Raw genomic sequence first — 22078 nt, 5'->3', positions numbered from 1 at the left:
GACGGTCCGAGGGGGCCGGGGCGGAGGGCTCTGGCGGGCAACCACGCTTCCCGGCCCACCGCCCACGGCAACCGACGACGGCTCCTGCCCCGGCCTGCCACGACGTACCGCCATAACCCATACGCATCGCTCACCGCGAACCGCAGGGGGCGGCGTGCAACCGTGGCGTCACCACTTCCCGCCCGTGGGAGAACGCCATGGCCGATCTCGCCCCCGCAGAGCCGACCGACCCCACCGGGACCCCGGAGATATCCGGGGTCCCCGACAGCCCCGAGTTCGCGGACCCCGACCGGACCGCGGGACCGCTGCCGCTCACCCCGCGCGGACCGGTCGCCCGCGCCCGCGCCCTGCTCGCCGCACACCCCGTCGTCGACGGCTGCAACGGCCTGCCCTGGGCGCTGCGCCGCCGCACCGGCCACGATCTGACCCCCGGCCACCACTTCGACCTCGACCAGGGCGAGACCGGCGTCCACACCGATCTGCCCCGGCTACGGGCCGGCGGGGTCGGCGGCCAGTTCTGGTCCCTCCAGGTGCCGGCCGAGCTGACCGGCGAGGCCGCCGTCAGCGCCACCCTCGAACAGATCGACTTCGTCCACGCCCTGGTCCGCGCCTATCCCGACACGCTGCACCTCGCACTGACCGCCGACGATATGGCCGAGGCCCGCAACGGCGGCCGGATCGCCTCGCTCCTCGGTTCCGCCGACGGCCACGCCATCGACAGCTCCCTGGGCGTGCTGCGCTGCTTCCACCGGCTCGGAGTGCGCTCCCTGGCGCTGACCGCCGACCGCAACACCCCCTGGGCGGACTCCGCGACCGACACCCCCAGGGCGGGCGGGCTGACGGTGTTCGGCGAGGAGGTCGTCCGCGAGATGAACCGCCTGGGCATGCTGATCGACCTGTCGTGGTGCTCCGCCGACACCATGCGGCACACCCTCGCGCTCACCAAGGCCCCGGTGATCTGGACCCGGACGGCCGCCCGCGCGGTCAGCGGCCACGCCCGTAACGTCCCCGACGAGGTGCTCTCCCTGGTGCCCCGCAACGGCGGCGTCTGCATGGTCACCTTCGCCCCGGAGCAGCTCACCGACGGCGGCGGCCCCGCCGGTGTCCAGGACATCGCCGACCACCTCGACCATCTGCGGACGGTGGCCGGCCCCGACCACATCGGCCTCGGCGCCGGCTTCGACACCGACCCGGCCACCGCCCACCGCAGCCCCCTGCCGGATGTCGCCGGCTATCCGCTGCTGATCGCCGAACTCATCGACCGCGGCTGGTCCTTCCACGACCTGGCCGCGCTGACCTGGGGAAATGCGCTACGGGCGCTACGCGGCGCGGAGTCGGTGGCCCGCTCGGTACGGGGCCGCCGCAGCCCGTCGAAGGCGACGATAGAGCGGCTGGACGGCGGGCGGTAAAGCGTCCGGACGCCGGGCGGTCCACCGCTCACACAGCGCGGTCTACCGCTCGCACAGGCACAGGCAGAACGGATGCCCCGCCGGATCCAGATACACCCGGAAGTTCCGGATCCCGTCATCGGGCTGGACCAGCTTCGCCCCCAGCCGGATGACCTTGGCCTCGGCCTCGTCGATGTCGGCGCGCCGGACGTCGAAGTCGAGGTGCAGCTGCTGCGGCCGCTCCTGGCCCGGCCAGCTCGGCGGCCGGTACCCCTCGGCCACCTGCTGGAAGGCGAGGGTGCGGCCGCGCGGCCCCTCGACCTCCACCCACTCCTCGTCGTCCTCGTCCGCCGCCACCCGCCAGCCGAGCATCTCGGCGTAGAAGGCGGCGAGCGCACGGGGATCGGGACAGTCCAGCACCGTGACGCCGAGCTCGATCACAGCCATGGCGTTCCTCCTCGTCTCATGCCGTCATCATGCGGTCTCGTTTCGCTACCGCATGATGACGGACGAGGGGGGTCCGTACGCCGCAATTCCGTACGTCGCCATTGCCGTACGCCGCAAGGAAAGGGGGTTACGCCTGCGGGCGCCCCAGCGCCCGGTACGTCCACCCGGCCTTGCGCCACAGCCCCGGGTCCAGGGCGTTGCGCCCGTCCAGGATCCGCCGCTCGGACACCACGTCCGCCAGCGCCGCCGGGTCCAGCTCCCGGAACTCGCTCCACTCGGTCAGATGCAGCACCACATCCGCACCGCGCGCCGCCTCCGGCGCGCTGTCCGCATATCCCAGGGTCGGGAACACCCGCCGGGCGTTCGCCATCCCCTTCGGGTCGTACACGGTCACCTGCCCGCCCTGGAGATGGATCTGCCCGGCGACATTCAGCGCCGGCGAGTCGCGGACGTCATCCGAATCCGGCTTGAAGGTCGCGCCCAGTACGGCGACCCGCTTGCCCAGGAACGAGCCGCCCACCGCGTCCCGGGCCAGCTCGACCATATGGCCCCGGCGCCGCATATTGATCGAGTCGATCTCGCGCAGGAAGGTCAGCGCCTGGTCGACGCCCAGCTCACCGGCGCGTGCCATGAAGGCCCGCAGATCCTTGGGCAGACATCCGCCGCCGAAGCCGATCCCGGCCCGCAGGAACTTCTTGCCGATCCGCTCGTCGTGCCCGAGGGCCTCGGCCAGCTTGACCACGTCGCCGTCGGCCGCCTCGCAGATCTCGGCCATCGCGTTGATGTAGGAGATCTTCGTGGCGAGGAAGGCGTTCGCGGCGGTCTTGACCAGCTCGGCGGTCGGGAAGTCCGTGACGACGAACGGCGACCCCTCCGCGAGGGGCGTCGCATACACCTCGCGCAGCAGCTCCTCGGCCTTCTCACTGGCCACGCCCGCCACGATCCGGTCGGGGTGCAGGGTGTCCTGCACGGCGAAGCCCTCGCGCAGGAACTCCGGGTTCCAGGCCAGCTCGGCGGCCTCTCCTGCGGGGGCGGCGGCCGCCAGCCGCTTCGCGAGCCGGGCCGCGCTGCCCACCGGCACGGTCGATTTGCCGACGACGAGCGTGGGCCGGGTCAGATGCGGCGCCAGCGAGTCGAAGGCGCTCTCCACATACGACATGTCGCACGCATACTCACCGTGCTTCTGCGGCGTGTTGACGCAGACGAAGTGCACCTCGCCGAAGGCCCCGGCCTCCTCGTACGAGGTGGTGAAGCGCAGCCGCCCGGTGGAGCCCTCGATCCCCGCGACATGGCGGCGCAGCAGCTCCTCCAGCCCCGGCTCGTACATCGGGACCTCGCCGCGCTGGAGCATCTCGATCTTCTCCGGAACCACGTCCAGGCCCAGCACCTCGAAGCCCAGCTCGGCCATGGCGGCGGCGTGGGTGGCACCGAGGTATCCGGTGCCGATCACGGTGATCTTGACGGGCATGGATGCTCCAGACGCTTCCGGGGGAAAATTGGTGCTGACCGAGCATAGTCGCGCACCCTGCGGCGGACCCCCGCCGTACGGCCCCTCACCAGGGGCTGTCGGCAACCTCACGTACAGCGTCCGTATCAGGAACCCCAGCAGGCGCCTAGAATCCGATGCCGTAAGGGTTACTTAACAGTAGTTAGCTGTAGGCCACATCAGCTCACAGGGGAGTGAGAAACCTTGGCGGGAACCGCTGATTTCGATCTGTACCGGCTTTCGGAGGAGCACGACATGCTCCGCGAGTCGGTGCGCGCCCTCGCCGAGGCGAAGATCGCGCCGTTCGCCGCCGCGGTGGACGAGGAGGCACGCTTCCCCCAGGAGGCGCATGACGCGCTGGTCGCCAACGACCTGCACGCGGTGCACGTACCGGAGTCCTACGGCGGCGCCGGCGCCGACGCGCTGGCCACCGTCATCGTCATCGAAGAGGTCGCGCGGGTCTGCGCCTCCTCCTCCTTGATCCCGGCCGTGAACAAGCTGGGCTCGCTGCCGGTCATCCTCTCCGGCTCCGAGGAGCTGAAGAAGAAGTACATGACCCCGCTCGCCAAGGGCGACGGGATGTTCTCGTACTGCCTCTCCGAGCCGGACGCGGGCTCCGACGCCGCCGGCATGAAGACCAAGGCCGTCCGCGACGGCGACTACTGGGTGCTCAACGGCGTCAAGCGCTGGATCACCAACGCCGGCGTCTCCGAGTACTACACGGTGATGGCCGTGACGGACCCCGAGAAGCGCTCGAAGGGCATTTCCGCCTTCGTGGTGGAGAAGTCCGATCCCGGGGTCTCCTTCGGCGCCCCGGAGAAGAAGCTCGGCATCAAGGGCTCCCCGACCCGCGAGGTCTACCTCGACAACGTCCGCATCCCCGCCGACCGCATGATCGGCGCCGAGGGCACCGGCTTCGCCACCGCCATGAAGACCCTCGACCACACCCGCATCACCATCGCCGCCCAGGCGCTCGGCATCGCCCAGGGCGCCCTGGACTACGCCAAGGGCTACGTCCAGGAGCGCAAGCAGTTCGGCAAGCCGATCGCCGACTTCCAGGGCGTGCAGTTCATGCTCGCCGACATGGCCATGAAGATCGAGGCCGCGCGTCAGCTGACGTACGCCGCCGCCGCCAAGTCCGAGCGCGGCGACAAGGACCTCACCTTCCAGGGCGCGGCGGCCAAGTGCTTCGCCTCCGACGTCGCGATGGAGGTCACCACGGACGCCGTGCAGCTCCTCGGCGGCTACGGCTACACCCGCGACTACCCGGTCGAGCGCATGATGCGCGACGCCAAGATCACCCAGATCTACGAGGGCACGAACCAGATCCAGCGGATCGTGATGGCGCGGAACCTGCCGTAACCTTCGGCCTTTTCCGTCCGCGGCCCCCGGCATCTTGCCGGGGGCCGTTGCGTTGCTGCTGTCGGGCCTTTCCGATTTGACCTTGTCATTGGCGGCAGGGTTCCAGACTCCCGGCCATGGAGAACCGAGTCCCGGAGCACGGGCACGCACAGCACATCCAGCACACACCGCACATCCAGCACGCCCGGCACACGCAGGACAGGGTCGTCATCGTCACCGGGGCGGGCACCGGCATCGGGCGGGCCACCGCGCGGCGGTTCGCGCAGGAAGGAGCGCGCGTGGTCGCGGTGGGGCGGCGCCCCGGGCCGCTGGCCGAGACCGCCGAGGGGCACCCCGGCATCCGCCCGTACGCCGCCGACATCACCGAGGACGGGGCGCCGCAGCACATCGTGCGCCACACGGTCGAGGGGTTCGGACGACTGGACGTCCTGGTCAACAACGCCGGGATCGTCGGCGGCGGACAACGTGGCCCGCTGACCAAGCAGCGCATCGAGCCGCTGATCGCCACGAACCTCACCGCGCCGGTGCTGCTGATGCAGGCGGCGCTGGGGGAACTGGAGAAGACCGGCGGGGGGGTGGTGAACATCAGCACCTCGATCGGCCAGCGCGGCTGGCCGTCGCCCGACACCGCGGTCTACGCCGCGACCAAGGCCGGGCTCGAACTGCTCACCCGTAGCTGGGCGGTGGCCTATGCGCCGCGCGGCATCCGTGTCGTGGCGGTCGCACCCGGCGCGATCGAGACCCCGATCGGCAGCCACCAGGGCCTGTCGGAGGAGGAGTCGCAGAAGATACGGAAGATGCAGATGGCGATCACTCCGATGGGGCGGATGGGACGGCCCGAAGAGGTGGCGTGGGCCGTCGTCCGGCTCGCGGAGCCCTCGGCCTCCTTCGTGACCGGTGTCGTGCTGCCCGTCGACGGCGGGGCCGTGGTCGGCTGACCCGGGCGGCGGTTGATAGAAAGGCCGCCGGAGGTGGAGCCGGTGCGGATCGGGGACCTGGCGAAAGCGACGGGGACGACCCCGCGGGCACTGCGCCACTACGAGGCGGCGGGGCTGATCTCCTCGCTGCGGGCGGACAACGGGTACCGCGAGTACGACGGCCGTGCGGTCGTCCGCGTACGCAATATCCGCTACCTCCTCGACGCCGGCCTCACCCTCGCCGACGTGCAGTGCTTCACGAGCTGCCTGGACGGCGACATGCCCGCGTCCCGGCCCTCACCGCAAGGTCTCCGCATCGCCCGGGAACGCCTGGAGATCATCGACGCCCGGATCGCCGCCCAGACCGAGGCCCGTAACCGGCTGGCGGGCCTGCTGGCGGCGGCGCGCTGAGCCGGGGGCCGGGTCCCACGGCGTCATCCCCAGCTCGAACCATGTGGCCTTCCCCCGGCCCGGCCCGTGGTGACACACACCCCAGGCGTCCGCCCCGTACGAGATGAGCGCGAGGCCACGGCCCGACTCGTCGTCGGGGCACGGCACTTGGCACACGGGCAGCCCCGGCGCCTCGTCGTGCACGAGGACGCGCAGCCGGTGCGGATCGTGCCACTCGGCGAAGAGGGTGACGGGCGTCGTGCAGCCCTTCGCCGCGCAGGCGTTGACGGAGTTGGTGACCGCCTCGGAGGTCAGCAGCAGCGCGGCGTCGGTGAGGTCCCTGCGGCGCGCGACGAGCAGCAGCGCCCGTACGGTCTCGCGGGCCGCGCGGACCCATACGGGATCGGGCGGAAAGACGAGGGAGACGAGGCGGGGTGATGGTTCGGCTGGGGCGAACTTCATGGGACGGCCTCCTGGTGAGTGCCGGGGCCCGGTGCGGCGGAATGGTGGGTGCGGTGGCGTTGCCGTACCTCTTCAACTCCCGTTGGGCACGGTGCACTTCCGCTTTGCGCCGCGGTGGGCGGGTCGTCGCCGACGCTACGGTCATCTGTGAAGTTGTTACAACCGTGTCCACCCTTTTCCACCCGCGTGGGTGACGTCTGCCCAAGTAGGTGGACCGCCTGGCGGGGGCCGCGAAACACTGCGCAGGCCCTGAGGAGGACATATGCCGCCGAGGAACAACCCCAGTGAACGCCAGCGCCGACTGGGTGCGGAGTTGCGGAAGTTGCGCACACGGGCAGGGATGTCGGGTGATGAGGCCGGTGCCCTGCTCGACGCCGACCGGACGCGGGTCAGCCATATAGAGGCCGGTCGCGTCGACGTCCCGCGCAATGGGCTGTACAAGTTGCTACGGGCTTACGGGTGCCCCGATGGCCCGTACTTCGAGGCGTTGATGGAGATGGCGCAGAGCCGGGGAGTTGGGTGGTGGGACGAGTTCCAGGATGTAGTGAGCCGTGATGCGCTCGACCTCGCGGAGACGGAGTCGCGGGCTGCCGGCATCCGGATGCATCAACCGCTGTTCATTCCCGGCATGTTCCAAACCGAGGACTACGCGCGTGCCGTGATCGAGACTGCGCACCCGGAATGGGAACGGGCCGATCGATACATGCAGTTCAGAATGGCCCGACAGCGGATCCTCACCGGCGATGACCCGGTTCCCTACCACGCAGTGGTCCATGAGGCGGCGCTGCGAGTGCAGGCCGGAGGGCCGCAGATCATGCGCAGGCAGCTGCTGAAGCTGATCGAGGTGTCGCGGCTGCCCAACGTGACACTCCAGATCTTTCCGTTCGAGCGCGGTACTTACGCGGCGTTCAGCTGTCCGTTCGTCCTCTTCGGCGGTCCGACGAGGGAGTTGGACACCGTCTACCTGGAATACCCGCTCAAGCCCGCCTTCTTGGAGGATGGAGAGCACAACGACGAGTACGGCAAGATGTTCGAAAGGCTGGTCGAGCTGGCGCTGGATCCCGTGGACCCGGAATCCGCGCCCGAGTCCCACGTCCGGCGGGACTCGCTGAGCCTGATCCAGCACGTGATGTACGAACTGTGAGGAGGAGCGGGATGTCCCGGCTCACTTGGCAAAAGTCCTCGTTCAGCGGCGGAGGAAACGGTGACTGCGTCGAGCTGGCAACCGACCCCGACGGCAACGTCCACCTCCGCGAATCCGACCACCCCACCGACGTCCTCACTCTGACCCCCGCCCGCCTTCGAGCCCTGGTGCAGTGCGTCAAATCCGGAGGGCTGGGCTGATGTCCCAACTCGCCTGGCGGAAATCCTCGTTCAGTACTGCCGGTCAAACCGAGTGCGTAGAGCTGGCAACCGACCCCGACGGCAACGTCCACCTCCGCGAAAGCGACCAACCCGGCGACATCCTCACGATGTCGCCGGGCCGGCTGCGGGCGCTCCTCGACTGCGTCAAGGGCGGTCGGCTCAGCGGTTGCCGCTGACCGTCACCGTCTCGTCGGCGTTCAGCTGCTGCACCAGCTGCTGGACCTTGGCCTTGTCCCAGACCAGGTTGCCGCCGGTGGAGCCGGAGATCGGCATGTTCATCGACTTGCCCTCGCCGCCGGTGACGCCCTTCATCGCGAAGAACATCTGGCCCAGGTCCCACAGGCTCATGTCCTTGTCGACGATGAGCGTGTCCAGGCCGGCGCCCATGGTCGGGTAGAGCTTGAAGGGGTTCAGGATCGTGCCGGGGGTGGCGGTCTGGCTGGCCAGGGCGGCCAGGAACTTCTGCTGGTTCTTCGTGCGGTCCAGGTCGCTGCCCGCGAAGGCGTGCCGGGTGCGGACGAAGGCGAGGGCCTGCTTGCCGTTGAGGGTCTGCTTGCCCGCCGGGAAGTCGGCGCCCGACCACTTGTCCTTGAACGCCTTGGGGATGTCCAGCTCGACACCGCCGATGGCGTCCACGATGTTGGCGAAACCGGAGAAGCCGATCTCGACGTAGTGGTCGATGTGGAGGTGGGTGTTGGCCTCGATGGTGCGGACCAGGAGCGTCGGGCCGTCCTCGGCGTAGGCCGCGTTCAGCTTGGTGTGCCGGCCGACGCCCGGGTACTTCTTGCCGGACTCGGCGCCGACGTAGCTGGGTATCTCGACGTCCGAGTCGCGGGGGAGAGAGATCAGCGTCGGGCCGTTGGAGCCGTCGTGCAGGATCATCATCGAGTCGGTGCGCTTGCCGGACTTCGGGTCGCCACCGGTGTGCAGATCCTGCCGCTGCTGTGCGGTCATTCCCTCGCGGCTGTCCGAGCCCACGATCAGGTAGTTCGTGCCGTCCCCGGCCGCCGGCCGGTCGATGACCTTGCTCAGGTCCGCCTGGCGGCGCAGCTTGCCGTCGGCCCAGAAGTAGGTGGCGACGGAGGCGACGAGCAGGACGGTCACCAGGGTGATCAGCGTCCACTTGATGCGGCGGCCCCAGCGGGGGCGCGGCCGGGCGCCGCCACCGTCGTACGGACCGTAGCCGTCGTCGTCGCCATGACCGCCGCCACCACCGCCGCCGTAGACCTGGCCGGTGTTGTAGCCGCTGTCGTAGTCGTCGTAATCGTTGTAGCCCTGGGACTGCTGCGGTACGGCGCCGCGGCGCGGGGACATCTGCGGCGGCAGGGGCGGTTCGCTGCGGGGGTAGCCGGCCCCTCCGTCGCGCCGTACCCGCGGCATGGCACGTGCGCCCTCCGGATCGGCGCTGCTGCCGCGGCCGTACCGGTAGCCGTTCTGGTCCCCGGACCATCCATTGGGCTCATTCATACGGGGAAGTGTGCACGCTGCGACAGGGTGCCCAATAGAGCAGGTGCGGGATAGGACCAGGGCTGTTGCAGAGCTGATGCAAAGCGACGGCCGCCTTCCCGCCCATAAAGGAAGGGGCCGTGACCATTCCGGCGCGGCGAGCGGAAGCTGTCATTCCGGGGTGTTGCCGACAGGGGCGGGGAGACGAGCGTCACGTAGCGAGAGAGTCGTCACGAGACGGGGGTCACGTGCCGGGCGGGACGGGTGGCACCGGGGTGGCAGGCGGGGCGCGGGGCCGTTGGGGGCCCGCTTAGGGTGGGCCCATGACCGAACTCGTCACCAACAGCCAGGAGGGCGAGCTCGCGGGCAAGCCGACCTCCGTCTCCCGTACGACGCTGTCGCACATCATGACCGCGGCCGACACCAATCTCCTGGGGACGGTGCACGGCGGCGTGATCATGAAACTGGTCGATGACGCGGCGGGCGCGGTGGCCGGACGGCACTCCGGCGGTCCCGCGGTGACCGCCTCCATGGACGAGATGGTCTTTCTGGAGCCGGTCCGGGTCGGCGACCTGGTGCATGTGAAGGCCCAGGTGAACTGGACCGGGCGCTCCTCCATGGAGGTCGGCGTACGGGTCCTGGCCGAGCGGTGGAACGAGTCCACCCCCGCCCAGCAGGTCGGCTCCGCCTACCTCGTCTTCGCGGCCGTCGACGAGCAGGGCAAACCGCGCCGGGTGCCGCCGGTGGTCCCCGAGACCGAGCGCGACAAGCGCCGCTATCAGGAGGCGCAGATCCGCCGCACGCACCGGCTCGCCCGACGCCGCGCGATCAAGGATCTGCGGGAGCGGCGGGCGGCCGAGGGGCTCGACGAGGCATAGCGGCGCAGGCGCAGGCGCACGCACAGGCGCAGGCGCAGGCCGGTCCGCCCGGCGGGCCGGTGGTGCCCTTGCGTGGCGGTGGTGTCAAGGCCAGTGTGGTCGCACGTGGCCGTCGGCCGGTGGGCGGCGCGACGGGATCCGTCACACCTCGGGAGTGAGCGTGGCCGACTTCGTACTGCCGCATGCCCTGCACGGTTCGGGACCGCACAAGGTCATCGCCGTCCACGGATGGCTCGCCGACCGCTCCGCCTACGACCCGCTCCTGCCGGACCTCGACCGGGACGCGTTCCAGTACGCGGTGGTCGATCTGCGCGGCTACGGCGAGGCGAAGGACGCGGCCGGGGCGTACACGACGGCCGAGGGGGCGGCCGATGTGCTGGCGCTGGCCGACCGGCTGGGCTGGGAGCGCTTCTCGGTGGTCGGGCATTCGATGGGCGGCAGCGTCGCCCAGCGGGTGCTGGCCGCGGCGCCGCACCGCGTGCGCCGGCTCGTCGGCGTCTCCCCGGTCCCCGCGTCCGGGCTGCCGATGCCGCCGGACCAGTGGGAGCTGTTCGCCGGCGCGGACCACACCCCGCTCCACCGGCGGATCATCCTGGACACCACGACGGGCGGGCGGCGCCCCGCCGCCTGGCTGGACCGGATGGTGCGCCGGTCGCTGGAGCGCAGCGAGGCGAAGGCGTTCCGGGCCTGGCTGGACTCCTGGGCCAAGGAAGGCTTCCAGGCCGAGATCGAGGGCTTGCGGGTGCCGGCCCTGGTGGTGACCGGGGCGCTGGATCCGGCCCTGAGCGCGGAGCTGGCGCGGCAGACCTGGCTGCGGTGGTACGCCGACAGCGTGCTGGTCGAGCTGCCCGCGGCCGGGCACTACGCCATGGACGAGACGCCGCTGGAGCTGATCCGGGTGGTGGAGGACTTCCTGCGGGCGGACGGAGACGCCGAACCGGCGGCGGCCGGATGACCCGCACCGCGGCCGACGCGGACCCGGAGGCCGTGCCGGACGTCTTCGACCCCCGCCGCTACGCCGACGGCCTGCCGCACGCCGCCTACCGGCTCCTGCGCGACCGGCATCCGGTGGCCTGGCAGGAGGAGCCCGAGGTGCTCGGCTGGCCCGCCGGGCCCGGGTTCTGGGCGGTGACCCGGCATGCGGACGTCGTACGGGTCCTGAAGGACGCGCGCACCTTCTCCTCCCGCCTGGGCGCCACCCAGATCCGCGACCCCGACCCGGCCGACCTGCCGTTCATCCGCCGGATGATGCTCAACCAGGACCCTCCGGCCCACGGCCGGCTGCGCCGTCTGGTCAGCCGGGCCTTCACCCCGCGCCGTATCGACCGCTTCGCGACTGCCGTACGGGAGCGGGCCCGCGGCCTGCTGACGGCGGCGGCCGGGGCGGCGCGGGACGGGGACGGGGACGGGGTGTGCGACATCGTGGCGGACGTCACCGATGACTATGCGCTGCTCAACCTCGCCGATCTGCTCGGCGTGCCGCCCGGTGAGCGGGGGCTGATGCTGGACTGGACCCGCCGGGTGATCGGCTACCAGGACCCGGACGAGGCGGGGCCGGCCGCGGCGGGAGCCGACGGGCGGCCCGCCGATCCACGCTCCCCGGCGATGCTCGGGGACATGTTCGCCTTCGCCCGGGAGCTGGCCGCCCACAAGCGCGCGCACCCGGGCGACGATGTGATGACCGTGCTCGCCCTGGACCGCGAACTGGCCACGGCCGAGCTGGAGATGTTCTTCTTCCTGCTGACCATCGCGGGCAACGACACGGTCCGCAGCGCGGCCCCCGGCGGCCTGCTGGCGCTGGCCGGGCACCCGGACGCCTACCGGGCGCTGCGCACCGGCGCGGTGGGGGCGGCGACGAGCGTGGAGGAGCTGCTGCGCCGGCATCCGCCGGTGCTCAGCTTCCGCCGGACCGCGGCATACGACACCGAACTGGCCGGGCGCCCGGTCCGCGCCGGGGACAAGGTGGTCGTCTTCCACGGTGCGGCCAATCACGACGAGCGGGTCTTCGCCGATCCGCACCGGCTGGACCTGGGCCGGGACCCCAATCCCCATGTCTCGTTCGGCGACGGCCCGCACGTCTGCCTGGGGGCGCATCTGGCGCGGTTGCAGCTGCGGGTGCTGTACGAGGAGACCTGCGCGCTGGTGCCGGTGCTCGATGTCGCCGGGCCGCCGCGGCGGCTGGTGTCGAACTTCATCCACGGGCTGAAGTCGGTGCGTCTGCGGCTGGGGGACCGCCCGGCCTAGGGCCCGTACCAGGGCGCGGGCGCAGCCACGTCGCCGCCAGATGCGTCACCAGCCCCAGCGCCGCGCCGGTCGCCGTCCCGGCCGCCGCACACAGGACGTCGTCGATATCGGCGATCCGCCCGGCCCGCATCAGCAGCTGCGTGGTCTCCAGCAGGACGCACAGGCCCACCCCGAGGAGAAACGCGCCGGCGGCCGACCAGCGGGGCGCCGCGAAGCGCAGCAGGAGCGCGCCCGGTACGTACAGGGCGGCGAGGGCGGTGTGCTGGCGCAGCAGCATCGACAGCTCCTGCGGCTGGGGTGCGGCGCCGGGGCCGAAGAGGCTCTCGCCGGGGCGCCACCACACGGTGGCGTCGGCCGAGCCGACCGGCTGGGTGGGGGCCAGCGTCACCACGAGGAGCAGCAGCAGCCAGGCGGCCAGGAGGGCGGCGGCCGTGGTGCGCGGGGCGGCGGTGTCGGGGGCCCGCGCGGCCCAGGCGGCCAGGCACAGGGCCAGCGCCGCCATGGCGGTCAGGAAGAGCGCAACGGTGGCGGGGGAGAGGGCCAGTAGTACGGCCTGCCACATGGTGTCCTCCTGGCCGGGTCGCGGGCGGGGCGGGGCGCGGACCGGGGCCGGATCAGCCGCAGCTCCACTTGGTGACGAAGACGGTCTCGTCGTGCTCCATGACGCCGCGGATGCATTCGTCCGGCAGCATCTCCACCCGTCCGCCGAGGACGGCCGCGCCCTGGCGCAGCCGGCCGGTGCCGAACCAGCCGGGGAAGGCGGTGATCCGCGCGTTCTTGCGCTGGTATCCCAGGCGTACGGAGAAGTCTGCGGAGGCGGAGGCGGCGGGGGCCGCGGCGGGGCTGCGGCGGTAGGCCGTCGTGTAGCGGCCGCTCGCGCCGACCGGGCCGCGCAGGCACAGCCGCCCGCTGGCCAGGTCGCCGCAGCCGGTGGGGGTGGCCGGGGCGGGCGGGGCCGCGGCGGCGGTCGCGGCGACCAGGCACAGGCCGACGAGGGTGACACCGGCCCGCGGGACGTAGCGGTGCGCGGCCGGTCCGCCGCCGGGCGGGCGGGACCCGGGGAGGGCGCGGCGGGGGGCGGGCACGGTCATGGGCACACCGCCTGGTCGCCGGTGATCGCCCCGACACCGGCCGGGGGCTGCGGCGGCTGCTGCTGCTCCCGGACCGGTGTCACCGCCGTGAAATCGGCCCCGAGCGTCACATGGAGCACCGGGCCGCGCCGGACGACCGGGTGCAGCCTGGCGCCGGGCAGCGCGGCGGCCAGGGCGCGGGCCGAGCGGTTCCAGCGCGGGTCGTAGTCGATGACCGTATGGGCCGCCGGGTGGCGGCCGGCCGTCGTGCCGGGCGTGCCGGAGGTACGGAAGCCGGTGGCGCGCAGCGCCTTGGCGGCCGTGGCGCCCAGGCCCGCACGCAGGGTGCCGTTGTCGACCCGGACCGTGATCTGCGACGGCGGGACCTCCACCTCCGTTCCACTGGGCTGCCGGGCGTCCTGGGGGGCCTTGGGGTCCTTGGCACCCGGGCTGTCCTGGGCGTCCTGGGTGTCCTGCGGCTCCGGGGCGTCCTTGCCCGGGTGCCGGGCGAGGGGCCGGTCGTCGCGGATGGCCTGGAAGAGCTGCTGGGACGCCACCGGGTCCCAGCGCACCGCCTCGCCGCCGCCCGGCAGCCGCAGATTCTCCTTGGTCAGCGGCACCGAGACGAACTCCGAGGAGGACGGGGTGAAGCCGCGCATGGCTTGTCCCAGGTCCACCAGGTCGTTGGCCGCGAAGCCGGAGTCGGCCCGTACGGACTCCAGCATCGTCTCGGCGACGTCCTTGAAGCGGATCGGGTTCATCAGGACGCCGGAGGAGGTGATCTTGTGGATGAGGGAGGCGAGGAAGCGCTGCTGGCGGTGCATCCGGCCGAGGTCGGCGGAGGCGTCGATATGGCGGGAGCGGACGTACTGGAGCGCCTGGCCGCCGCCCAGGAGGTGCTTTCCCGCGGGCAGGTCCAGCCCGGTGAAACTGTCCCGGAGCGGGCGCGAGGTGCAGACCTCCACCCCGCCGACCGCATCCACGCTGTGCATGAAGCTGGTGAAGTCGACCTCCAGATAGTGGTCGATATGCACCCCCGTCATGTGCTCGACGGTCCGTACGGTCAGATTGGGGCCGCCCTCGGCATAGGCCGCGTTCAGCTTGACGGGGTGGCGGGGGTGGCGCCGGCCGGTGACCGGGTCCTGGTGGGCGGGGACCTCGGCGTAGGAGTCGCGGGGCAGGCTGATGATGCTGGCGCGGTCCCGCTCGGCCGACAGATGCACCAGCATCAGGGTGTCGGTGCAGTGACAGGGGACCCCGCCCAGGTGGTAGGCGCGCTTCTCCTCCTTGGTGATCTTGTCCCGTCCGTCGGTGCCGACGACCAGGAAGTTCAGCCCGCTGCCGCCGCCGGGCCGCTCCTCGGTCGGCATGTCCTTGAAGGGGTCCACCCGCCCGATCCGGGTCTCCACCCCGGCGACCATGGCGTGCCCGAACCCGCCCGCGGCCAGCAGCACTCCCGCGGCCACCGCACTGATCCGCAGCCCCCAGCGGGTACGCGGCGGGCGCCGGCGCCCCGTCGGCCGGGCGGTCCGGCGCGGCGTGGGGGCCTGGGAGCGGGACGGGGCGTTCACAGGGGACACCTCCGCGGCGGGACGGGCGGCGAGTCGGGGGCGGGCCGGTCAAAGCACCGTAAACCCGTACGATCACATGCAAAGCATCACACGCCGGTCGCCGTCCGCCCGGCCACCCGTCCGCCGTCCGTCGCCGTCCCCCGTTCGCGGTAACGTGAGGCGCGATACCGCAGTCTCCCGGCGGGCGCTGCCGCCCATGGCGGCTCGCCGCGGGCCGTACCCCTGAGGAACCATGCCGCAGCAGCAGACCCCGGCCGTCTCCGTGATCATCCCGGTGCTCAATGAGGAACGTCACCTGCGCAATTCGGTCCGGCACATCCTGGAGCAGGAGTACGCCGGCGAGATGGAGGTGGTGATCGCCCTCGGCCCGTCCACGGACCGTACGGACGAGATCGCCGCCGAGCTGGTGAAGGAAGACCCGCGGGTGAGCACCGTGCCCAACCCGACGGGACGCACCCCCGCCGCGCTGAACGCCGCGATCCAGGCGTCCCGGCACCCCATCGTCGTCCGCGTCGACGGTCACGGCATGCTCTCGCCGGGCTACATCGCCACCGCGGTACGGCTGCTGGAGGAGACCGGGGCGCAGAACGTCGGCGGCATCATGCACGCCGAGGGCGAGAACGCCTGGGAGGAGGCGGTGGCCGCGGCGATGACCTCCAAGATCGGCGTGGGCAACGCCGCCTTCCACACGGGCGGGCAGGCCGGGCCCGCCGACACCGTCTACCTGGGGGTGTTCCGGCGCGAGGCGCTGGAACAACAGGGCGGCTACAACGTGGAGTTCATCCGCGCGCAGGACTGGGAGCTGAACTTCCGGATCCGCGAGGCGGGCGGCGGGGTCTGGTTCTCGCCGGAGCTGAAGGTGCAGTACCGCCCGCGGCCGACCGTCAGGGCCCTGGCCAAGCAGTACAAGGACTACGGGAAGTGGCGCCATGTCGTCGCGCGCTACCACTCCGGGTCCATCAACCTGCGCTACCTCGCGCCGCCGGCCGCCGTCTGCGCCATCGCGGCGGGCCTGGTCGTCGGCGCGGCCGTCACCCCCTGGGGCTTCGTCATCCCGGGCGGCTATCTGGCGGCCATCGTCGCGGGCTCGGTCCCGGCCGGCAAGGGACTCTCCCTCAAGGCCCGCGCCCAGATCCCCCTCGCGCTGGCGACGATGCACATGTGCTGGGGCTACGGGTTCCTCACCAGCCCCCGGTCGCTGGCGAAGAAGGTCATCGCCAGCCGCCGGCCGGCAGTCATGGCACCGGCGAAATAGCCCCAACCGCCGGAGAGGGCGGGCCACTTGGGTCCGCCCGTCCCTCAGTGGGCGAAGGGCGGCTCGAAGCAGCCGTGCTCCGGGTAGGGGCCGTTGGTCGTCACCTGGTAATTGGTCTTCTGCACGAATGCCGTGACGCAGGCGTCGGCATGGACGCGCAGGCCGACCAGAGCGCCCTCGGGCCGGACGTAGTGGTCGGTGACGAAGCGTGCGTCCATCTCCCGCACGATGAGCGTCCCGCCGAGCCGCTCGCCCTTCGGGCCGGTCCGCTGTTCCTTGTACCCGAGCCGGAGCAGCGCCGCGCGCACGCTGCGCGGATCCCATGTGTGGTGCTTCCACAGCCGCTTGAGGACGGGTTCGATGCGCGCGGCTTCCTTCTGCGCGTCCTTCGCGCCGGCCGGGGACATCTCGCCGGGGCGGCGGCCGGCCTTGTTCTCGTTCTCGTGCGGGGCGCCGCCGCCGGGCTCCGCATACGGGGAGGCGCCGTGGGTGGGGCGGGCCGCCGTGAACGGGCTCGGGGCCTCGGCCACCCTGGCGCGCGGTGTGCCACATGCGGTCAGGGGCAGGGCCGCGGCCAGGAGAACAAGGGCCGCGGCGACGGGTCTGTGCCGTCCACGTATCGGGGTCACCATGGCATGACTCTGCCATGGTGACCCCGATGCCGTGCCACTGGGACGGTCCTATGAGCCAGTCCTGGAAGCCGGGACAGGATGAGAAGCCGGGACAGGCTCAGAAGGTGTAGCCCGGATTCACCTTCATGCACGCCTTGGTGTCGTTCCCGTTGAGCGCATCCGCGCTGTCCGGCGCCTTGTCCGCGGGCTTGTCGTCGCCCTGCTGCTTCGGGTACGCCGTCCCCGTACGCCAGTCGTTGCCGACGACCAGCCGCAGCTGCGTGGCCGAACTCGACTGTTTGACCGCGCTCTTGGGCAGGCCCAGCGCCTTCGCGAGCGCCAGGGCGTCGCCGCGCCGGGCCGTGTCGCCGTAGGTGAGGGTGGTGTCGGCCTGCGAGGTGAGCGCGGAGTCGGTGCCGGCGGCGGTGTAGCCGAGCTGCGCGAGCTGCTCCTGGACGACGCTGGCGCGGCCGGAGACCGGGCCGTTCACGGTGCTGTTGGTGCCGTTCTGGACGACAACCTTCAGCTCGTTCTCGGCAGTTGACGGCTTGGGGTCCCGCGCCGGCTTCTTCTTCTTGTCCTTGCCGTCCAGCGCCGTGTCGTTGCGCAGCAGCGCAAAAGTCTGCTCCGCATCGCCGGGCTTGGGCAGGACGTACTCCCCTCCGGGGCTGTACACCCAGGGCATGGTGACCATGGTGATGCGTTTGGTCGGCACCCGGTTGAGATCGCCGCCCAGGTCGTAGAGCTTCTTGACGGTGTCCAGGCCGTCGTCGACGGTCAGCGCCTTGGTCGCGGCCTCGGCCAGATCGCGCAGCTCGCCGGGGTTGGTGAGCTTGGCGTTCGCCTTCAGCTGGCGGACCATCGAGTTCATGTACATGTGCTGGGCCTTGGTCCGGCCGATGTCGCTGTTGTCCTCGAAGCCGTAGCGGGTGCGCAGCCACTGGAGGGCCTGGACGCCCTGCACGGAGTGGGTGCCCTTGGTGAGCTTCAGGCCGCTGCCGTGGCCCTTGCTGTCGTGCGAGTAGACGTTGCGGTCGACGCAGACCGGGACGCCGCCGATGGCGTCCGCCATGTCCACCACGCCGGAGAAGTCGACCATCATGAAGTGGTCGACGTAGACGCCGGTCAGCTCCTGCCAGGTGGCAAGGGTGCAGCCCGGACCGCCGTGCTGGAGCGACTGGTTGATGGCGGCGGTGGTCTGCCGGTAGACCTCGTGCGTCTTGGGGTCGGTGCACTGGGGGATGGTCACCCGGGTGTCCCGGGGGATGGATATCACCGACATGTTGCTGCGGTCGGCCGAGACGTGCAGCAGCATCTCCACGTCGGCCAGCGGCTTGCGGTCCGCGTCCTGGCGGGCGCCGCCCAGCTCGACGTCCTTCTTGGTGTTACGGCCGTCGGAGCCCAGCAGCAGGATGTTCAGCGGGGTCTGCCCGAACGCGTTGGGCTCCGGCTTCTTCAGGCCGCTGTCGCCGGCGGAACGGGGAGCCGTCCGCAGGTTGGCATTGAGGTGCTCGTAGTACCAGTAACCGGCGCCCGCCCCGGCGACCAGCACGAAGCCGAGGCCGAGCGCCGTCCAGCGCAGCGCCTTGCGGGCCTTGCCGCCCTTGGCCGCTTTGCCCTTGCGGCGGCGGCCCCCGTTGCTGCCGCCGCCGCTCTCGGGGGCGGGCGCTATGCCGCCGTCGTCGTCCGGCGTCCAGCCGGGTGCGTCCGGCGGGGGCGCGCCCGCCTCCAGGCTGTCGTCGAAGCCCAGCCTCTGGGCTCCCCCCTGCCCGGGTGATCGCTCACCACGCACACTGCTCTGCCGCATTGGGCCCTCTCCCCGTTTCAGTTGGTGGTGCGCTCGGCGCCGTCACCGGCGGCCGGATCCCGCTCGGTTCACTTCGCGCAGATGTTCTTGTCACCTGCATTGACGTGCTGAACACCGTCCGGGGTTTCGGTCGGCGCCTCGATTGGTTCGCCCGCCCCCTGGAAGTCCTTGCCGAGCGTCAGTTTCATCGGCACGCGGTCGCCGGCGGCCTGCGACGACTGCTTCAGGGCGCTCTTGGGCAGACCCATCCAGTCCGCGAGCGTGGCGGCCTGGTCGGCCTGGTTGGGCGCGTACTCCAGGGTGGTTTTGGCCACCTTCTGCGGCGCGTTGCCGGTGTTGGTCGACAGGCGGGCGCCCTTGGAGTTCTGGAGCCAGTCCACGGTCTCCTGCGCCGAGCCGATCGGCCCGCCGCCGTTGGAGACATCGACCCGTACGAGCTCCGGCGGGGCCTTCTTGACGGGCGCCTTCTTGGCCTTCTTGCCCCCCTTGGAGAGGGATTGGTCGGCCTGGATCATCCGGAACAGCGGTTCGGCCTTGGTCTTGTTGAGTATGACGGTGGCCGGGTCGTGCGGGTTGTCCAGCACGGGCACCGTCGCGAAGGTGATCTTGTTGAGGTTCACCTTCTTCATGTCGTTGCCGAAGTCCATCAGCTTGCTCGCCGTGCCGATACCGGTGTCGACGGTCAGCGCCCTGGTCGCCGCCGTGGCGACGTCCAGCAGCTTGCCCGGACTGCTGAACGCACTGGACTTCAGCTTGCGGACCAGCGAGCCGACGAACTGCTGCTGGAGCTTGATCCGGTCCAGGTCGCTGCCGAACCCGATGGCGTGCCGGGTACGGACGAAGGCGAGGGCCTGCTCGCCCTTGACGACGTGGTGGCCGGCCTTCAGATGCAGATGCGACCCGGAGTCGTTGATGTCCTTGGCGGTGCACACCTCGACGCCGTCGACCGCAGTGGACAGCTCCTTGACGGCATTGAAGTCGGCCATCATGAAGTGATTGATCTTGAGGCCGGTGAGCTTCTCGACGGTCCGCCAGGTGCAGCCGGGGTCCCGACCCTCCTGGCCCAGGCTGGTGTTGAAGCGCACCTGCTGCTGGCCGGGAATGACCTTGGTCGAGTCGTCCTTCTGCTGGGTCGGGCAGTTGGGGATATCGGTGATCAGGTCGCGCGGGATGCTCAGCGCGGTCGCGTTCGTCCGGTCCTTGGAGATGTGCATCAGGATCGTGGTGTCCGCATGCCCGACGCTGCCGGCGTCGCCGTAACCCGAATTGCCCTTGCCCTCGCGGGCGTCCGTCCCGATGACCAGCAGATTGACCGGGCCGTCGGAGACCGCGTCGTTGTTGATGCCGACGTCGACCTTCTTGATGTTGCCGTCCAGCTGCTGGTAGATGACGTACGCCGTGGTGGCCGCGGCCACCAGGACGAAGCCCAGCACACCGGATGTCCAGTACAGCGCCTTCTTCTTCCCGGACTTCTTCGGCTTGGGCCGGCGGCGGCCGGCCGGACCCGAGGTGTTCGCGGCCGAGGCACCGCCCCGGGCCGCGGCGCGGCGCTCGGCCCGGCCCCCGGTGCGGGGGCCGTCACCGTCGTCGCGGGCCTCGCCGCGCCGGTTGCGCTGGCTGGGCAGCGGACGGGTGTCGGTATCGCCGCCCCGCTCCGCCTGCTGACGCCGGGCGCGTCTGGGACCGGCGGCCTTACGGGCGGAGGAGCGGTCCGCGGGATGACCGGGAGGGTCAAGCCGCAGCTCGTAATTGCCGGTGTCGGGGTCGAACACCCACTGGTCGGCGGGATCGACGTTGTCGTCGCCCGCCCGCCCACGGCCTTGCGCGTCCACGGTGCCTTGAATCCTCCGTCGGTGGCGCGGCGCCTCCCCCTCAAGGCGCTCGGTCGGTCGATCGTGCAATAGGGATGAACTAGGGATGAACAGGGTTGTGCATGGTCATCGGCCCGCTGCTCGGGCGGGCCGGATCGCTCACACTATCCGCCCAGTTCAGTGCCCGGCGACGACGGTGACAAATTCCACTTCCCTACACCTGGGCAATCCGCCCAATCCCTTCAAGACGCTGCGGGTTTTTGCGGCATCTTTATTCGCAGGTCCCGTGTTCCGCGGTGGTTCCGGGAAAGGCCGGAGTCCGGCCGGGAGGCGGCGCGGGGTCGTGGGGTTTCGCGTCGGAGGCGGCGGCGCTCTGGGCGGAGTCCTTCGCGGGGGGTGCCACCGTCACCCGGTGGTCCCTGCGCAGCTCAGCGAAGAGACGCCCGGCGTCGGGCTGCACCAGCTCGTCGCGATTGGGGTCGTAGCGGTACTCCTCGCGCGGCACGGTCAGGAACTGCACATGAGCGGTCGGAATGCTGCGCATGCTGCGCACCAATTCGTACAGTCCGGTGAGCGAGGCAAGATCCGCATCGGTGGTCAGGGAACTCGTCGCGGCATCCAGCACCGGATACAGCCGCGTCGGATTGAGCAGCACACCGTTGCTTTGCACTTTCTTCACGAGCGCGCCAAGAAAGTCCTGCTGGCGTTCCATACGTTGGGTGTCGCTGCCGTTACCCAGGCTTTTGCGGGCCCGTACGAAACCGAGGGCGTCCTCGCCGTGGAGGGTCTGGCGGCCTGCGGGCAGCACCAGACGCGCCTTGTCGTCATGGATCGGCCGGCGCACACAGATCTCGACGCCGTCCACCGCGTCCACCATCTTCTTGAACCCGACGAAATCGATGATCATGTGGTGGGTGATCCGGATTCCGGTCATCTGCTCGACCGTACGGATCGTGCAGGCGGCCCCGGCGAACTGGAACGTCCAGTTGAACTGCACCGTCTGCTCGGCGATCTCCTTGCCGTCGGAGCGCTTGCAGCGCGGCACCTGCACCATCAGATCGCGCGGGATGCTGACCGCGGTGGCCGACTTCCGGTCCGCCGCCAGATGCAGCAGGATCGTGGTGTCCGAGCGCTGGGTGCCGCTGTCGGCGCCGTACTCCTCGTTGCCGTCGCCGCGGTTGTCGGAGCCGATCAGCAGGATGTTCTCGGCGTTGGGCGGGCCCGGGTCGGGGCGTTCGGCCTCGTACTTCTCCAGCTCGTTCTGGGTGTCGCTGTCGAAGCGGATATTGCCGTCGAGCTTGGTGTACAGACCCCAGCCGGCGACGGCCGTCACCAGCACCGCGGCGGCCGTGCCCAGCGCGGCCCGGCGCATCCAGTGCAGCGGCGAGGGCGGGGTGCGCGGCGGGCCGGGGCCGTCACCCGGGGCGCCCGAGCGCAGCGGCCGCGGGCCCCAGCCGGGGAACCGCCCCGCCCCCCGGCCCGTCCGGCGCGAGCCCGCGGCGGGACCCGGGCGGCCGGACGGTGTCTGGGGGCTCTCGGTCACGTGCGTCCATCCCTCACGGAGTCGG

22 protein-coding genes are annotated in these 22078 nt (G+C 71.1%); 11 read left to right on the top strand and 11 right to left on the bottom strand.

Annotated features, from left to right (window positions below; all coding sequences use genetic code 11):
* Positions 1–197 precede the first annotated feature (197 nt).
* Complete coding sequence (locus tag SNA_RS03950; protein ID WP_044363251.1) at positions 198–1409, top strand: dipeptidase; 1212 nt, start codon at positions 198–200, stop codon at positions 1407–1409.
* 42 nt (positions 1410–1451) lie between these two features.
* Here the strand turns inward: SNA_RS03950 and SNA_RS03945 are convergent, their stop codons facing one another.
* Both SNA_RS03945 and SNA_RS03940 read right to left on the bottom strand, forming a co-directional pair.
* On the bottom strand, positions 1452–1835 hold the full coding sequence (locus tag SNA_RS03945) for a VOC family protein (protein ID WP_044363248.1): 384 nt from the start codon (positions 1833–1835) through the stop codon (positions 1452–1454).
* Between the two features lie 127 nt (positions 1836–1962).
* Entirely contained in the window at positions 1963–3303 is a 1341-nt protein-coding gene (locus tag SNA_RS03940) for a UDP-glucose dehydrogenase family protein (protein WP_044363246.1), read from the bottom strand.
* A gap of 222 nt (positions 3304–3525) precedes the next feature.
* Between SNA_RS03940 and SNA_RS03935 the strand changes: the two genes are divergently transcribed.
* From SNA_RS03935 to SNA_RS39140, 3 genes are all read left to right on the top strand, one after another.
* Positions 3526–4683: an acyl-CoA dehydrogenase gene (locus tag SNA_RS03935; RefSeq protein WP_030068569.1), complete on the top strand. Its 1158-nt coding sequence runs from the start codon at positions 3526–3528 to the stop codon at positions 4681–4683.
* Positions 4684–4799: 116 nt separating this feature from the next.
* On the top strand, positions 4800–5621 hold the full coding sequence (locus tag SNA_RS03930) for an SDR family NAD(P)-dependent oxidoreductase (protein WP_078969665.1): 822 nt from the start codon (positions 4800–4802) through the stop codon (positions 5619–5621).
* A gap of 42 nt (positions 5622–5663) precedes the next feature.
* Positions 5664–6011 carry a MerR family transcriptional regulator gene (locus SNA_RS39140; RefSeq protein ID WP_078969673.1) on the top strand — a complete coding sequence of 116 codons (348 nt, stop codon included), beginning with the start codon at positions 5664–5666 and terminating at the stop codon, positions 6009–6011.
* Here SNA_RS39140 and SNA_RS03925 read toward each other — a convergent pair.
* Positions 5898–6452, bottom strand: a complete 555-nt coding sequence (locus SNA_RS03925; protein WP_078969664.1) for an ATP-binding protein — start codon at positions 6450–6452, stop codon at positions 5898–5900. The genes SNA_RS39140 and SNA_RS03925 overlap by 114 nt on opposite strands.
* Before the next feature lie 262 nt (positions 6453–6714).
* On the opposite strand from SNA_RS03925, the gene SNA_RS03920 reads away from it, so the two are divergent.
* From SNA_RS03920 to SNA_RS03910, 3 genes are read left to right on the top strand one after another with little or no spacing between them, the layout of a single operon-like run.
* Entirely contained in the window at positions 6715–7596 is an 882-nt protein-coding gene (locus tag SNA_RS03920) for a helix-turn-helix domain-containing protein (protein WP_030068564.1), read from the top strand.
* 11 nt (positions 7597–7607) lie between these two features.
* Complete coding sequence (locus tag SNA_RS03915; protein WP_030068563.1) at positions 7608–7796, top strand: DUF397 domain-containing protein; 189 nt, start codon at positions 7608–7610, stop codon at positions 7794–7796.
* Complete coding sequence (locus tag SNA_RS03910) at positions 7796–7993, top strand: DUF397 domain-containing protein (RefSeq protein WP_030068562.1); 198 nt, start codon at positions 7796–7798, stop codon at positions 7991–7993. Before SNA_RS03915 ends, SNA_RS03910 begins: the two co-directional genes overlap by 1 nt.
* Here SNA_RS03910 and SNA_RS03905 read toward each other — a convergent pair.
* Entirely contained in the window at positions 7977–9284 is a 1308-nt protein-coding gene (locus tag SNA_RS03905; protein WP_030068561.1) for an LCP family protein, read from the bottom strand. The genes SNA_RS03910 and SNA_RS03905 overlap by 17 nt on opposite strands.
* Before the next feature lie 302 nt (positions 9285–9586).
* On the opposite strand from SNA_RS03905, the gene SNA_RS03900 reads away from it, so the two are divergent.
* The 3 genes from SNA_RS03900 to SNA_RS03890 all read left to right on the top strand — a co-directional run bounded on the left by SNA_RS03900 (position 9587) and on the right by SNA_RS03890 (position 12385).
* Positions 9587–10141 carry an acyl-CoA thioesterase gene (locus SNA_RS03900; protein ID WP_030068559.1) on the top strand — a complete coding sequence of 185 codons (555 nt, stop codon included), beginning with the start codon at positions 9587–9589 and terminating at the stop codon, positions 10139–10141.
* Between the two features lie 160 nt (positions 10142–10301).
* Positions 10302–11096, top strand: coding sequence for an alpha/beta fold hydrolase (locus SNA_RS03895; RefSeq protein ID WP_044363243.1), 795 nt, complete (start codon positions 10302–10304; stop codon positions 11094–11096).
* Positions 11093–12385: a cytochrome P450 gene (locus SNA_RS03890; protein WP_044363240.1), complete on the top strand. Its 1293-nt coding sequence runs from the start codon at positions 11093–11095 to the stop codon at positions 12383–12385. Before SNA_RS03895 ends, SNA_RS03890 begins: the two co-directional genes overlap by 4 nt.
* Here the strand turns inward: SNA_RS03890 and SNA_RS03885 are convergent.
* From SNA_RS03885 to SNA_RS03875, 3 genes are read right to left on the bottom strand one after another with little or no spacing between them, the layout of a single operon-like run.
* On the bottom strand, positions 12333–12947 hold the full coding sequence (locus tag SNA_RS03885; RefSeq protein WP_051877426.1) for a VanZ family protein: 615 nt from the start codon (positions 12945–12947) through the stop codon (positions 12333–12335). The genes SNA_RS03890 and SNA_RS03885 overlap by 53 nt on opposite strands.
* A gap of 52 nt (positions 12948–12999) precedes the next feature.
* Positions 13000–13476: a hypothetical protein gene (locus tag SNA_RS03880; RefSeq protein WP_044363237.1), complete on the bottom strand. Its 477-nt coding sequence runs from the start codon at positions 13474–13476 to the stop codon at positions 13000–13002.
* Complete coding sequence (locus SNA_RS03875; protein ID WP_044363235.1) at positions 13473–15026, bottom strand: LCP family protein; 1554 nt, start codon at positions 15024–15026, stop codon at positions 13473–13475. Before SNA_RS03875 ends, SNA_RS03880 begins: the two co-directional genes overlap by 4 nt.
* Before the next feature lie 232 nt (positions 15027–15258).
* Between SNA_RS03875 and SNA_RS03870 the strand changes: the two genes are divergently transcribed.
* On the top strand, positions 15259–16281 hold the full coding sequence (locus tag SNA_RS03870) for a glycosyltransferase family 2 protein (RefSeq protein ID WP_030068553.1): 1023 nt from the start codon (positions 15259–15261) through the stop codon (positions 16279–16281).
* Positions 16282–16325: 44 nt separating this feature from the next.
* Here SNA_RS03870 and SNA_RS03865 read toward each other — a convergent pair whose 3' ends face one another.
* The 4 genes from SNA_RS03865 to SNA_RS03850 form a co-directional block, all read right to left on the bottom strand.
* Positions 16326–16913 carry a hypothetical protein gene (locus SNA_RS03865; protein ID WP_030068552.1) on the bottom strand — a complete coding sequence of 196 codons (588 nt, stop codon included), beginning with the start codon at positions 16911–16913 and terminating at the stop codon, positions 16326–16328.
* A gap of 97 nt (positions 16914–17010) precedes the next feature.
* Positions 17011–18699, bottom strand: a complete 1689-nt coding sequence (locus SNA_RS03860; RefSeq protein WP_044363232.1) for an LCP family protein — start codon at positions 18697–18699, stop codon at positions 17011–17013.
* Positions 18700–18767: 68 nt separating this feature from the next.
* Positions 18768–20531 carry an LCP family protein gene (locus SNA_RS03855; RefSeq protein ID WP_030068549.1) on the bottom strand — a complete coding sequence of 588 codons (1764 nt, stop codon included), beginning with the start codon at positions 20529–20531 and terminating at the stop codon, positions 18768–18770.
* Positions 20532–20781: 250 nt separating this feature from the next.
* Positions 20782–22053, bottom strand: coding sequence for an LCP family protein (locus SNA_RS03850; RefSeq protein WP_030068548.1), 1272 nt, complete (start codon positions 22051–22053; stop codon positions 20782–20784).
* Positions 22054–22078: the final 25 nt, after the last annotated feature.

This window comes from Streptomyces natalensis ATCC 27448 (assembly GCF_000935125.1).
Classification (GTDB): Bacteria; Actinomycetota; Actinomycetes; order Streptomycetales; family Streptomycetaceae; genus Streptomyces; species Streptomyces natalensis.
This window is presented reverse-complemented; position numbering and strand designations above follow the sequence as displayed.